The sequence below is a fragment of the Erwinia sp. PPS120 genome, assembly GCF_047918655.1.
In the GTDB taxonomy this organism is placed as follows: domain Bacteria; phylum Pseudomonadota; class Gammaproteobacteria; order Enterobacterales; family Enterobacteriaceae; genus Erwinia; species Erwinia tasmaniensis_A.
Window position 1 is genome coordinate 35,995 of the sequence record NZ_JBLREF010000009.1, and the last position, 12,518, is coordinate 48,512.

Here is a 12,518-nt window from a genome sequence, read left to right on the forward strand (position 1 = left end):
ATAATCCACAGGGGGATCTATGCAGAAGCTGAATATTTATGATGCAAAGACACATCTGTCCAGGCGGGTAGCGGATGTTGCAGCCACGTCGTGACAGCCTCCTGAGTATTTTGCTACTTCCGCATAGCTGGTGAAAGCCGTGGAGGAAGGGATGATGCTGTCTTTACGCGAGGGCGGCAAACCTAATCGGAGGAGACTTTTATAATATCACCATTATGGTCTAAGCGATAATTATCACCATCGTACACGGTGAACATTAAGCCCATATTTCTGCTTTTATCTACAGAAAATACAGCATCCTTTTCGATGCAATTTACTTTTGTCTTCATATCATCAAAACAAAGCCTGTCATATTTCCCTTCTTCTTTATAACCATCGCCAAAATCCCAAAAAATAACAGTAAAATATCCAGAGGATGATGGTTTAGGGATGTCATATTTTTCTTTCAGTATTTCTTTATTTTTTAGCCACCAGTTTATTTTCCCCTTATCTGTCAGCGGGAGACTTCTGACTAAAACATAACTATGATTACCGTTGTCATGAACCGCAACAACTTCTACCGGGCGCAGTGATAGCCAAAGCCAGTAACCCAGCAGAACACAGCCAGTCAGGAAAAGCAGAATCAAGATTTTTTTATTTTTTACTGTCATTGCGACCTCCAGTGATTTCTACGGTGGTTTCCATATTGGTCAAAAAAGGCTTAAAACCAAACTGATTGTATCGCTGGAGCACAAACCAGATACGGAAGAAATGGAACTGGCTAAATTTTGTTTTCAGAATATCATCATTATCCAGACCAAAGTGATCCTGGACCTTGAAATGGACCACTGCCTGAAAACGGTCATTATCAACATGCAGTGATTTCATGGTGATATGTGTTGCCCAGGTATCATGAACGGTGATACCCATACCGTTAAAATTATCCTGGAAGCGATCAAATTTTGGGAGTTTGCCTTCGAGAATGTTTTTTCGTAATTCATCCTTATAATTTTTCGGGTATTTCTTGTCTTCCCATATTATGTATTTTTTAAGCGTATCTCTTATTCGTAAAACCGTACTATTTTTTGTTGAATCATTAAGAATATGATCCTTTAAAGCTCTGTCCAGAGACACATCACGAAAGGGCGTACCGTTACCGTTCTGCATGTGAGTGATCATCTTTTCGATCAGGTGGCTGTACGGCCCGTAAAGGGAAAATTTGCGGGATAACGAGCGGAACTCATCAAACAGGATTATGGCACACTGCTGGCGGGTAATCTTTTCACCCTGGCTACGCAGATTACAGCAAAACATGGACTGAGGACGATCCATTGAAGAACGCCGGGTCAGGGTGTAAGGATCAACCCGGTCAGAGATGTAATCCAGTCGGTAATGGGATTTTAACTGTGCTTCGGTCAGATCGCCGCAGCGCATATCACTGGCGCTGTAGTCGTCCATCCACTTTTGGGTTTTGAACAGGGTGCTGGGAAACTGTAATGCGGCCATTAGTTTACATTCCTTGTGTGATCATCCGTGGTGGTCTTCACAGGGAATAATACGCGGTGAAAGGTCAGAGTGTAAATGTTGTCCTTTTGCATAGGTGGCCTGCGTCTGGAACTCAATAGTTCCGATCCACACGTCTGTACGCTGCGAAACCTGCCAGGAGGAATTGCTGATAGCGTTGCTGGTCATGGAGGCAACCGGATTGCTGGCCGCTGCCTGTAACTGCACCTGACCGCCATATGTCATATCCCGTGCTGGTGAGGGAATTAAATATGGTATCGCCTGCGCCGTCCCACAGCAGGGGATCCAGCAACCCTTTAATTTCGCCTTTCAGGTAATCAAGCACTTGCAGCGGATCGGTGAACAACATCACAAACGCATCCCACAGCGCCAGCCTGCCCGGCGTTCATCAAAATACTGGCGGCGGTTATAGATACCTTCCACGCCCTTGATACGGTGATTCAGGCAGCGTTCGGTAACAATCGGATCAACGCAAAGTGCCGCTAAATGGGTACGGCCAGTGCGTCAGCTTTGCGTTCCTGCTTCTCTCAGGCCTCAATACCATGCCCTCATCTGAATATCTACAGCTTCGCGGTAGTGCCGCCTGTATGCTGAATAGGGGTGGACCCAAATTGGATCGCATAAATACGTCTGGGTACATCCTTTATCCGCGTTGTTATGCAACCGTATGCAATAGCATAAAAATAAAAAAGCCCGCATTTAGCGGGCTGCAATGGTTTCTTGCTACTGAGTGCAACAGTATGCAACGTTATTCGATATTCTGAATCTGCTCACGCATCTGCTCGATCAGAACCTTAAGTTCAATAGCAGAGGTGGTGACCTCGGCGTTAATCGATTTAGAAGCGAGCGTATTGGACTCACGATTGAACTCCTGCATCATAAAGTCGAGGCGACGGCCTACGGCCTCTTTCTTCTTCAGAATGTTGTAGGTTTCTTTTACGTGGGCTTCCAGCCGATCCAGCTCTTCCGCCACGTCAACGCGCTGAGCCAGCATAATCAGCTCCTGCTCTACGCGGTTACTGTCCAGCTGGACCTGGGCTTCTTCCAGTTTGGTGACCAGGCGTTCACGCTGCCACTTCAGTACGTCTGGCATCTGTGCGCGCACTTTGGTGACTTCAGCGCTGACGCCTTCCAGGCGCTGCTCAATCAGGGATTTCAGGGCTGCACCTTCGGTTTCGCGCGAGGTGATAAAGTCGTCCAGCGCGATCTCCAGCGCCTTTAGCAGCTCTGCGGAAATGGTATCAAGATCCTGTTCCTCAGCTGACATCACGCCGGGCCAGCGCAGAATATCGACCGGGTTGATTTCACCCTCGTCACTCTGCATTTTCACCCAGTTGGCGGCCTGCACCAGCTGAATAGCCAGCTTTTCATTCAACACCAGCGAGCTTTGGGCGCTCGGGTCGGCATCAAAGCGAAGATTGCACTCGATTTTACCGCGCGTCAGGCGGTTACGGATGCGCTCGCGGATTACTGGTTCCAGCCCGCGGAACTGCTCCGGGAGTCGGATATAGGTTTCCAGATAGCGCTGGTTAACGGAACGAAGTTCCCAGGCTGCACTGCCCCATTCGCCTTTGGTTTCACGCCGTGCGTAAGCTGTCATGCTGCGGATCATGTTCTGTACCCGATTTCAGAGAAAGATGGGCGGATTATAGCGATGTAGATGGAGGCTTAACAGGTATTCAAACGCAATTTGGAAAATAAGCTGGCAGGTGAGGCTTTTTTCATATTGGGTGTGATCAGGCTAACAGCCGGGTTAATTTGCATCAAATGCTGGAAATACGGGCGAAACTGAGAAGTATATTCGAAATATTTGTTACCAGAAGTGATTCAATTATATCTTTAATACAATGTTGGTAAATATTAGCTTTGAAATCATGCGTGAATAATTTTCAAATGAAAATCGTTTATTTACTAAATTTATCAGTATTTTTTTTGGCAATATTATCTTGCGAAAAACATTGAAAACAATTAACGTGAGATAGATTTTATGGAATATGCTGCCTGGGGGCAATAAGTTATGGATAACGTAGATAAGGTGGATAGTATTATCAGGGAGTTTCTGCCTCATAAGATCATTCCTTCGTGGTTGAGAAAATTAATCAAGTGGGCATTTGGCGAGAAAATTATCACGACGGCTTTTCCGGATTTCTCAGAAAAACAGGGTGTCGAATGGGTTAAAGCTGCCGCTGAAAAAATCAGTTTTCACTGTAAGATTGACGATGATGATTATAATAATATCCCACGATTCGGCCCGGTAGTTATTATTGCTAATCACCCTACTGTTATGGATGGAGTGGCAATAATTAATATTGTCGCTAACGTCAGAAAGGACGTAAAAATTGTCGCTAATCATGTTCTTTCTCTCATTTTTCCTCCCACGAAACCTATTTCTGTTAGCATCAGAAATATGCAAGGGAAAATGAGCCATAAAAAATTTCGGGAGATGAACGATCACCTCAAGCAGGGGGGCGTTTTGGTGATTTTACCTGCTGGCCGACTGGCGGGGATGACGCTTAGGGGGTTGCGTGAATCACCCTGGCATGCCGGATTTATCCAGTTGGCGATAAAAAATAATGCAGCTATCGTGCCGATATATCTCAACGGTCGCAACAGTATTCGCTATTATCTTACAGTATTAATCTCGCGCCCATTATCTAACCTGATGGTTATTCGTGAGGTACTGCGGCATCGGGGAAAAACCCTTGGTATGAAAATATTTCATCAAATTGATCTGTCCGCAATGAATAGAAAGAATATTGATTTTTCAAAAACCGCATTCGATATCCAGCAACATCTTTTTCGGGTTGGTAACAACCTTCCCGGCCTTGTGCCCACGCGGCCTCCTGTTTCTGCCCCGGTCAGCAGATGTGAACTAATTAATGGTCTGGCCCGTTGCGAATTGATGAAAACATGCAGCGATGGGAAAGGGCTGTATCTTTACCGTTACCAGGATGAGGTGGATTGTCCTCTTCTTCACGAACTGGGGCGTCTCAGAGAGATCTCTTTCCGGGCAATCGGTGCTGGTACGGGGAAACTGTGTGATAACGATATTTACGACCAGGAGTATCATCACATCATCTTCTGGGATCCGCAGCAGTTGGAAATTGTCGGTTCTTATCGTCTGATCCCCGCTGGCATCCCGCTCGCCAAAAGAGGTCTTGCAGGCCTGTACAGTCATAGTTTGTTTAATTACCAGCGGAGTGAGTTCCCTCAGATTGAAAAAACTATCGAAATAGGAAGGGGTTTCATCCAATCCGGGTATCAAAAAACGAGTGCGCTGGATGAACTATGGAAAGGGATCTTTATCTATACTCAAAGGTATCCAGAATACAAATACCTGCTGGGCGTGCTTTCCATACCGGGGTCGTTCTCAGCATTGGCCAAAAACCTTATAGTACAGTTCTATAATCTGTATTTCTCATTTGACAGAAAATTCTGTTACCCCGAAAATGAATATACTATTAATGATGAAAGCGTAGAGTTTTTTTTTCTGGGTGATGATATTGATAGTGACTGGAAACGTCTGAATGAAAAGCTTACTGGCCTGGATTGCACACTTCCCTGGCCTTATAAACAGGCGGCGAAGTGGTATTGTTCAGGAGGGTCAAAGTTGTGTTGCTTTATCGAAGATCACTCTTTAAAAACTCTTGCGGGTCTGAATTTATGTAAAATAGAGAAGTTGAAGGAAATTTACAGGCGACATTATTTCAATAAGAAGTAGGCACAGCGCGGTATCCGTATATCCATCTGAACAAAGAGAGCATAAATACTGTGATGGATCTAATTGTTAAAATTATATTTACTATCATTTTCGTGCTGAATCTTACGGCTTGTGATGATGCTGATTTAGATTATCTGTCCGGATATACGCATGGGGAATTTATTTATCTGTCATATCCTGAGTCAGAGAAAATAGAACTTATCATGGTAAAAAAAGGCGATCTGGTTAAAAAGGATCAAAGCCTGATAAAAATGGATAGTTTTATTACTGAAAATTCACTGCGTATTGCTGAGAAAAATTTCCAGGCTGAACGCGCCTTACTCGTGAACATGCAGTCAGGGGAGCGTACTGAAGCGCTGAATGTGGTGCAATCTCAGCTAGATCGGGCCACTTCTGCTGCGGATATGGCTAAGAGTCAGCTTGTCAGGTATCAACACCTCTACAATTCCCGGATAATCTCAGCCGCTGAGTGGGAGAGCATGCAGGACGACTATGCGCAAAAAAAAGCCCAGGTCGATGAACTGACCTATCTGCTAGCGGAAAAAAAATTACCGGCGCGTATTGCTCAGATTGAAAATCAGGCATCACGCGTTGACTCAGCCATGCTACAGAGAGACAAAGCACTGTGGAGCTATCAGCAGAGTACAATTGTGGCCCCTCAGGATGCCCGTGTTTACGATATTATTTATCATCCAGGGGAGCGGCCAATGGCTGGCAAGCCGATTGTTACGCTGCTTCCCCCGGAAAACGTAAAAGTCAGGTTTTATATCCCGGAGAAGATGCTGGGATTTTTCCAGGTGGGTCAGCAAATCAGCGTGCGTTGCGACGGATGCGCGCCCATTTCCGCTACCATTAATTATATAAGTCCACAGGCAGAATATACTCCTCCTGTTATTTACAGTACCAGGCGACGCGAGAAATTGATATTTATGGCTGAAGCGGTGGTTGCGCTGGAACAGGCGAACAACATTAAAATTGGTCAACCGATCAGCGTGGAGATCACCGATGGTCAATAATTTCAGCATTGACGTTAAAAATCTGAATAAGCACTTCGGAGATCAGCATGTAGTAAAAGATTTTTCTTTGCAAATTGATAGAGGTGAGATCCATGGATTTCTCGGGCCTAACGGCAGTGGGAAAACCACCTCTATCCGGATGATGTGCGGGCTTCTCACCCCGGATTCCGGAAGCGGTCACTGCCTGGGGATGGATATATTTACCCAGCGCGATCAAATTAAAAGACGTATCGGCTATATGACCCAGCACTTCTCTTTGTGGGGGAATCTTACAATCAGGGAGAATCTTTTTTTTATCTCACGGTTGTACAGTCTGGAGCAGCCTAAGGCGCTCGTCGAGCGTACTCTCTCCGAACTGGGATTGCTCTCACGGCAGCATCAGCTGGTGAAAGTTCTCTCAGGCGGCTGGAAGCAGAGAATGGCTCTGGCTGCCTGCTTGCTGCATAAGCCCTCTGTACTTTTTCTTGATGAGCCTACTGCGGGAGTGGACCCCAAAGCACGTCGTGAGTTCTGGCAAACGCTGCATCGCCTCTCTGATGAGGGGATCTCTATTCTGGTCAGTACACACTATATGGATGAGGCCGAGCGCTGTCATAAAATTGCTTATCTTTCCAGTGGCAACCTGCTGGCGCGTGGCAGCATTCAGTCGATTATTCAGGCGCAAAATCTTACCACGTTGAAGATCTCAGGAAGCGGCTTGACCGTGCTGGAAAATCGCTTACAGCGCTTCGATGCTATTGAACAAACGGTGATATTCGGTAGCAGCCTGTTTGCTACGGGCAGGGATGAAGAGAAGCTAAAAGCAGTTCTTGCCCAGGTCATTCCCGCTGAATATGAAATCCAACGCGTTAAAACTACTCTTGAAGACGCTTTCGCCTGCTTGATGAAGAACGATAATGAAAAATCCCTCTCTTAATTTCTCCTTCACCCGCTGGTATGGCGTGGTAATGAAAGAGCTGCATGAATTGCGGCGTGATAAAGTGAGCATAGGCATGGTTTTCCTCACGCCTCTGCTGCAGCTGATTATCCTGGGTTATGCCGTCAATATGGATCCGCATAACATCCCCACTGCCATGATAAATTATGATGGCGAAAGGATGAGTCAGGTATTTGTGACGGCCATGCAGAATACCCGTTATTTTTCGGTGGTGCCGATGGCATCAGAAGATGAGGCAAAAAAAGCGTTTGTTCGTGGCGATGTGCTGTTTATCGTGACAATCCCCCAGGGATTTACCCAGAAATTACTGCGGGGGGAGAAGCCCCAGCTGTTGATTCAGGGGGATGCCATCGATCCTATAGCCATAGGAAATGCATTAAGCGCTATTGTTCAGGCGTCGAAATCGATGTTTAAGCAGGACATACCGGATGCATTACGGGGGACGGAGTCTGGGGATGATTTTGAGTTGGTGATCCATCGGATGTTCAACCCGGAAGGTATCACACAATATAACACAATACCTGGGATCATTGGTTCAATACTAAGCACAACATTGATTCTAATGACAGCGCTTTCCATAACCCGTGAGCGGGAAAATGGCGCAATCGAGAATCTCCTTATTTCTCCACTAACCGGGTTTGAGGTGATTGTGGGAAAAATAACCCCCTTTGTAATGATTGGCTTATTTCAGTCGGCGGTCATTCTGCTCTGTGCTGTTATGGTCTTTGAGATACCGTTGCTGGGCAACCTGTTCCTGCTCTTTATGGTGCTGATGATTTATGTGTTTCTCTGCTTATCTATCGGTACGGGCATCTCCAGCGTGGCGCAAAATCAGCTACAGGCGCTCCAGATGTCATCATTCTATTTTATTCCTTCAATCATGCTGTCAGGATTTATCAGCCCGTTTATAAGTATGCCCTCATGGGCGCAGGCTATTGGCTCATGCCTGCCGTTGACTTACTTTATCAGGCTGATCAAAGGCATCATGTTTAAGGGCTATTCTTTTACCGAACTATTGCCGGACTTTTTGCCGCTAATCGGCCTTGCCATCGTCGTCATGGGCATCAGTCTTAAGAACTACCGTAAAACGCTGGATTGAACCCCCTTGATTCTCTGAATATGCTATGCCATCAGCCTGCACCATCCTGCACGGTAGGGCGTGGCAGGGTACAAACGCCCCTCTTACTTTGGTATGAATCGTTCGCAGGGTCCGGTGGTAACCGCTGCGAAGTGACAGCCATTTGAGGCATACCTGAGCCCTATAAACGTGTTCCTGTAGGCAGGTAGAGAATTTTCAGGCGTTTTTCACCCACCGTACGAGAAGGCTCGCATTATGAAGAAAACAGGCTGAACAGCCTGTTTCTCAGCTAAAAAACGAGGCAACCTTTACTGAGCGGCAGAGAAAACGCAGCCCGGCGCCCATCGCCATAGGCAACGGAGGGTGAAATCCGTATAATGCGCAGCCAATCATGTTTTGCTAGCCGGAGAGAAACCATGCGTCCAGCAGGCCGAAGCGCACAGCAGGTGCGTCCCGTCACACTGACCCGTCATTATACCAAACATGCAGAAGGCTCTGTTCTGGTCGAATTCGGTGATACTAAAGTTTTGTGTACTGCCACTATTGATGAGGGTGTACCCCGTTTCCTGAAAGGTCAGGGACAGGGTTGGGTCACCGCCGAGTACGGCATGCTGCCACGCGCGACGCACAGTCGTAACGCGCGTGAAGCCGCCAAAGGTAAGCAGGGTGGTCGTACGCTTGAAATTCAGCGACTGATCGCGCGCTCCCTTCGCGCCGCGCTGGATCTTAAGGCGCTGGGCGAATTTACCGTCACCCTCGACTGTGATGTGTTGCAGGCGGATGGCGGCACGCGTACCGCGTCAATTACCGGCGCCTGCGTTGCGCTGGCTGATGCGCTTAACCATCTGGTGGCGATTGGCAAACTCAAGGCCAACCCGATGAAAGGCATGGTGGCGGCGGTATCCGTAGGGATCGTGAAAGGTGAAGCGCTCTGTGATTTGGAGTACGTCGAGGACTCCGCTGCTGAAACCGATATGAACGTGGTGATGACTGAAGATGGCCGCATGATTGAGGTGCAGGGTACCGCAGAGGGTGAGCCCTTCAGTCATGAGGAGCTGTTAACCCTGCTCGCTCTGGCACGGGGCGGTATTGATACCCTTATTCAGGCGCAGAAAGCCGCGCTGACAGACTGATTTTTCAGGCGGCCACCGGGTCGCCTTTTTTATGACTATGTGAGGATCGAGACATGAAAGCCTGGCAGCGCCAATTTATCGAATTCGCCATCAACAAGCAGGTGCTGAAGTTTGGTGAATTCACGCTGAAATCAGGGCGTAAAAGCCCCTATTTCTTCAACGCGGGCCTGTTTAATACCGGCCGCGACCTTGCCCTGCTGGGGCGTTTTTACGCGCAGGCCCTGGTCGACTCCGGTATTGATTTCGACCTGGTATTTGGGCCCGCTTATAAAGGGATCCCGATAGCCACCACGACGGCAGTCGCCCTGGCCGATCACCATGACCGTGATGTTCCCTACTGCTTTAACCGTAAAGAAGCAAAGGATCACGGTGAGGGAGGGCTGCTGGTCGGCAGCCCGCTACAGGGGCGAATTATGCTGGTCGATGATGTGATCACTGCGGGAACCGCAATTCGTGAATCCATGGAAATTATTGCGGCTCACCAGGCTACGCTGGCCGGGGTGTTAATCTCTCTCGACCGCCAGGAGCGCGGGCGCAGCAGCGAGTCGGCAATCCAGGAAGTGGAACGCGATTACGGCTGTAAGGTGATTTCGATTATCACACTAAAAGAGCTGATTACTTACCTGGAGGAGAAGCCCGAGCTGGCCGACCACCTGGTGGCGGTGCGCGCCTACCGCAAAGAATACGGTATCTGATTTTACGGGCCAGGGAGGCTGGCCCGTAAAAGCCTATACCAGCTGCGAGGCGAGCAGTGGCCAGCGGGTATCGAAGTCAACCGTGGGCCGGTAGCGGAAACCGGAGCGCACAAAGCGGGAAAGCATACCTTCACAGAAGGCCAGCAGCTGACTCGCCAGCAGGTTCTCGTCAGTGATAAAACCTTCCCCTTCGCGCATTACCTTCTCGCGCAGAACCTGGCGTAGCTGAACCTCAATGCGTTCAAACAGCTGATTGATGCGGCTTTGCAGCCGATCCTGTTCAAACATCAGTGCATGACCGGTCAGAATACGGGTTAAACCCGGATTACGCTCACCAAAGCCCAGAATCAGCTGGATGATCAAACGCAGCCGCGGCAGCGTCTCTTTTTCGTCCTTGAGTATCAGATTGATGCGCGTAATCAGGCTGTCTTCGATAAACTCGATCAGGCTGTCAAACATCCGGGTTTTGCTGGGAAAATGCCGGTAAAGTGCCGCTTCAGAAACGCCAACGTTCGCGGCGAGTTTTGCGGTAGTTATACGCTGGCTGCCATCACTGGATTCCAGCATCTGCGCCAGAGCCTGCAGTATTTCCTCGCGACGATTCCTTTTCGCACTCTTTTTTTCTGCCATGTCCTGTAAGACCCCTGAAATATTACCTTGAACGGCAAATTGCCACGCAACATCCGTGAGCAACATGCTCACGGTGGAATAAAGACAAGTTAATCGCTATAGGAGCGGATGAGGCGTTGCTACTGACGTCCTGAATGGCCAAAGCCACCTTCGCCACGAATGCTGGCGTCGAAATCTTCCACCAGATTAAATTCAGCCTGTACGACCGGAACGAATACCATCTGAGCGATGCGTTCGCCCGGTTCGATGGTAAAAGTATCCTGCCCGCGGTTCCACACGGAGACCATCAGCTGCCCCTGGTAATCGGAGTCAATTAACCCCACCAGGTTACCCAGCACCACACCATGTTTATGGCCGAGACCAGAGCGGGGCAAAATAACCGCCGCCAGTTGAGGATCGCCAATGTGAATAGCAAGGCCCGTCGGCACCAGCGTGGTCGCTCCCGGTGCCAGCTGGACGGCCTCATCAAGACAGGCGCGCAGATCAAGACCCGCTGAGCCGGATGTGGCATAGGTTGGCAGTGGAAATTCTTTACCGACTCGCGGGTCGATTATTTTAACGTCGATTTTTTTCATCATAACGGCTGACTATCTCGTCCAGTAACTGTTGGCTAAGGCGCGACTTATCGCTAAGCGGTAAGACTTTATCGCCTCCCTGCCAGAAAAGGTGTAGAGCATTGTTATCGCTGTTGAAACCCTGTCCGGCTTTCGATACATCGTTGGCGCAGATGACATCCAGGTTTTTGCTTACTCGTTTTTGTCGGGCGTATTCTTCCACATTGTGGGTTTCAGCGGCAAATCCCACCACAAAGGGGCGGCTGTCCTGCATACCCGCCACGCCGGCAACGATATCAGGGTTTTTTATCATTTTGAGGGTAATTTCATCACCCTGCTTTTTGATTTTTTCCACGGCGACCTCAGCTGCACGGTAATCGGCAACCGCCGCCGTCGCGATAAAAATATGCTGTCCGGCAGCGCGATCCATCACGGCCCTCTGCATCTCAAGGGCGGTATTCACATCAATGCGCGTCACACGCTGCGGGGTATCCAGCGCAACAGGACCGGCGATTAACGTGACGTTTGCGCCTCGTTTCGCCGCCGCCGCTGCAATAGCGAAGCCCATCTTACCCGAGCTGTGGTTAGTTATGAACCGCACGGGGTCAAGATCCTCACGGGTTGGCCCCGCCGTCAGCATAATATTGAGATGTTGCAGATCGACGACGTGAGAAGCCCAGTTAACCGCTTCTTCCACTATCGCCAGCGGATCCAACATGCGTCCGGGACCCACGTCGCCGCAGGCCTGGCTGCCGCTATCTGGCCCCCAGATCGGCAGGCCTCGTGCGGCGAGTACCTGCAGGTTATGCTGAGTGGGCAGGGCGCGGTACATCTGCTGGTTCATCGCCGGAACAACCGCAATGGGCGCAGCCGTGGCGAGACAAACCGTACTTAGCAGGTCGTTTGCCATACCGGCCGCCAGGCGCGCAATCAAATCGGCGGTAGCCGGTGCGAGAATGACCAGATCGGCCCATTTCCCCAGCTCAATATGCCCCATCGCTGCCTCCGCGGCGGGATCGAGCAGGTCATCAGATACTGGAAATCCTGACACTGCCTGTAGGCTGAGTGGGGTCACAAAGGCTTTTGCCGCCTCGGTAACAACGACCCGCACTTCAGCACCACGATCGCGAAGCCGCCTGACCAGTTCCGGCGTTTTATAGGCGGCAATCCCCCCACTTATGCCCAGAACAATATGTTTGCCGGTTAATCCCATCATACTGACGTCCGCCCCGTTGAGTCAGATTAGCGCAC

At 49.2% G+C, this 12,518-nt stretch carries 13 protein-coding genes and 1 pseudogene; 6 read left to right on the top strand and 8 right to left on the bottom strand.

The genetic code is table 11. The features are described 5' to 3' along the window. Nucleotides 1-182 precede the first annotated feature (182 nt). From ACLRGG_RS05800 to ACLRGG_RS05820, 5 genes and pseudogenes are all read right to left on the bottom strand, one after another. Complete coding sequence (locus ACLRGG_RS05800; protein WP_416248835.1) at nucleotides 183-650, bottom strand: DUF943 family protein; 468 nt, start codon at nucleotides 648-650, stop codon at nucleotides 183-185. After that, nucleotides 634-1,485, bottom strand: coding sequence for a YPO3983 family protein (locus ACLRGG_RS05805; protein ID WP_416248836.1), 852 nt, complete (start codon nucleotides 1,483-1,485; stop codon nucleotides 634-636). Before ACLRGG_RS05805 ends, ACLRGG_RS05800 begins: the two co-directional genes overlap by 17 nt. Before the next feature lie 21 nt (nucleotides 1,486-1,506). Beyond that, nucleotides 1,507-1,728: a hypothetical protein gene (locus tag ACLRGG_RS05810; protein ID WP_416248837.1), complete on the bottom strand. Its 222-nt coding sequence runs from the start codon at nucleotides 1,726-1,728 to the stop codon at nucleotides 1,507-1,509. A gap of 150 nt (nucleotides 1,729-1,878) precedes the next feature. Beyond that, nucleotides 1,879-2,007, bottom strand: a pseudogene (locus tag ACLRGG_RS05815) (tyrosine-type recombinase/integrase); the annotation flags it as partial. Between the two features lie 244 nt (nucleotides 2,008-2,251). Next, nucleotides 2,252-3,115, bottom strand: coding sequence for a YicC/YloC family endoribonuclease (locus ACLRGG_RS05820; RefSeq protein WP_416248838.1), 864 nt, complete (start codon nucleotides 3,113-3,115; stop codon nucleotides 2,252-2,254). 405 nt (nucleotides 3,116-3,520) lie between these two features. Here ACLRGG_RS05820 and ACLRGG_RS05825 point away from each other — a divergent pair, with 405 nt between their 5' ends. The 6 genes from ACLRGG_RS05825 to pyrE all read left to right on the top strand — a co-directional run bounded on the left by ACLRGG_RS05825 (nucleotide 3,521) and on the right by pyrE (nucleotide 10,083). Then, a complete protein-coding gene (locus tag ACLRGG_RS05825) occupies nucleotides 3,521-5,224 on the top strand; it encodes a bifunctional lysophospholipid acyltransferase family protein/GNAT family N-acetyltransferase (RefSeq protein ID WP_416248839.1) in 1,704 nt (567 codons plus the stop codon). A gap of 53 nt (nucleotides 5,225-5,277) precedes the next feature. Beyond that, nucleotides 5,278-6,240, top strand: a complete 963-nt coding sequence (locus ACLRGG_RS05830) for an HlyD family secretion protein (protein ID WP_416248911.1) — start codon at nucleotides 5,278-5,280, stop codon at nucleotides 6,238-6,240. After that, nucleotides 6,230-7,156: an ABC transporter ATP-binding protein gene (locus tag ACLRGG_RS05835; protein WP_416248912.1), complete on the top strand. Its 927-nt coding sequence runs from the start codon at nucleotides 6,230-6,232 to the stop codon at nucleotides 7,154-7,156. Before ACLRGG_RS05830 ends, ACLRGG_RS05835 begins: the two co-directional genes overlap by 11 nt. Beyond that, nucleotides 7,137-8,276 (top strand): ABC transporter permease, encoded by a 1,140-nt coding sequence (locus tag ACLRGG_RS05840; RefSeq protein ID WP_416248840.1) that lies wholly within the window; start codon nucleotides 7,137-7,139, stop codon nucleotides 8,274-8,276. The genes ACLRGG_RS05835 and ACLRGG_RS05840 overlap by 20 nt, the downstream gene beginning before the upstream one ends. 395 nt (nucleotides 8,277-8,671) lie before the next feature. Then, complete coding sequence (gene rph / locus ACLRGG_RS05845; protein WP_416248841.1) at nucleotides 8,672-9,388, top strand: ribonuclease PH; 717 nt, start codon at nucleotides 8,672-8,674, stop codon at nucleotides 9,386-9,388. A 53-nt stretch (nucleotides 9,389-9,441) separates the two neighbouring features. Further along, on the top strand, nucleotides 9,442-10,083 hold the full coding sequence (pyrE, locus tag ACLRGG_RS05850) for an orotate phosphoribosyltransferase (protein WP_416248842.1): 642 nt from the start codon (nucleotides 9,442-9,444) through the stop codon (nucleotides 10,081-10,083). Between the two features lie 33 nt (nucleotides 10,084-10,116). On the opposite strand, the gene slmA is transcribed toward pyrE, so the two are convergent. From slmA to coaBC, 3 genes are all read right to left on the bottom strand, one after another. Next, on the bottom strand, nucleotides 10,117-10,713 hold the full coding sequence (slmA, locus tag ACLRGG_RS05855) for a nucleoid occlusion factor SlmA (RefSeq protein ID WP_067709280.1): 597 nt from the start codon (nucleotides 10,711-10,713) through the stop codon (nucleotides 10,117-10,119). Nucleotides 10,714-10,832: 119 nt separating this feature from the next. Then, a complete protein-coding gene (dut, locus tag ACLRGG_RS05860) occupies nucleotides 10,833-11,291 on the bottom strand; it encodes a dUTP diphosphatase (RefSeq protein WP_416248843.1) in 459 nt (152 codons plus the stop codon). After that, nucleotides 11,269-12,483, bottom strand: a complete 1,215-nt coding sequence (gene coaBC / locus ACLRGG_RS05865) for a bifunctional phosphopantothenoylcysteine decarboxylase/phosphopantothenate--cysteine ligase CoaBC (protein WP_416248844.1) — start codon at nucleotides 12,481-12,483, stop codon at nucleotides 11,269-11,271. Before coaBC ends, dut begins: the two co-directional genes overlap by 23 nt. Nucleotides 12,484-12,518: the final 35 nt, after the last annotated feature.

What these genes read in the sequence shown, in the direction of transcription:
- ACLRGG_RS05800 (WP_416248835.1), bottom strand. Translation starts at nt 650, where the DNA reads ATGACAGTAAAAAATAAAAAAATCTTGATTCTGCTTTTCCTGACTGGC.
- ACLRGG_RS05805 (WP_416248836.1), bottom strand. Translation starts at nt 1,485, where the DNA reads ATGGCCGCATTACAGTTTCCCAGCACCCTGTTCAAAACCCAAAAGTGG.
- ACLRGG_RS05810 (WP_416248837.1), bottom strand. Translation starts at nt 1,728, where the DNA reads ATGACATATGGCGGTCAGGTGCAGTTACAGGCAGCGGCCAGCAATCCG.
- ACLRGG_RS05820 (WP_416248838.1), bottom strand. Translation starts at nt 3,115, where the DNA reads ATGATCCGCAGCATGACAGCTTACGCACGGCGTGAAACCAAAGGCGAA.
- ACLRGG_RS05825 (WP_416248839.1), top strand. Translation starts at nt 3,521, where the DNA reads ATGGATAACGTAGATAAGGTGGATAGTATTATCAGGGAGTTTCTGCCT.
- ACLRGG_RS05830 (WP_416248911.1), top strand. Translation starts at nt 5,278, where the DNA reads ATGGATCTAATTGTTAAAATTATATTTACTATCATTTTCGTGCTGAAT.
- ACLRGG_RS05835 (WP_416248912.1), top strand. Translation starts at nt 6,230, where the DNA reads ATGGTCAATAATTTCAGCATTGACGTTAAAAATCTGAATAAGCACTTC.
- ACLRGG_RS05840 (WP_416248840.1), top strand. Translation starts at nt 7,137, where the DNA reads ATGAAAAATCCCTCTCTTAATTTCTCCTTCACCCGCTGGTATGGCGTG.
- rph (WP_416248841.1), top strand. Translation starts at nt 8,672, where the DNA reads ATGCGTCCAGCAGGCCGAAGCGCACAGCAGGTGCGTCCCGTCACACTG.
- pyrE (WP_416248842.1), top strand. Translation starts at nt 9,442, where the DNA reads ATGAAAGCCTGGCAGCGCCAATTTATCGAATTCGCCATCAACAAGCAG.
- slmA (WP_067709280.1), bottom strand. Translation starts at nt 10,713, where the DNA reads ATGGCAGAAAAAAAGAGTGCGAAAAGGAATCGTCGCGAGGAAATACTG.
- dut (WP_416248843.1), bottom strand. Translation starts at nt 11,291, where the DNA reads ATGATGAAAAAAATCGACGTTAAAATAATCGACCCGCGAGTCGGTAAA.
- coaBC (WP_416248844.1), bottom strand. Translation starts at nt 12,483, where the DNA reads ATGATGGGATTAACCGGCAAACATATTGTTCTGGGCATAAGTGGGGGG.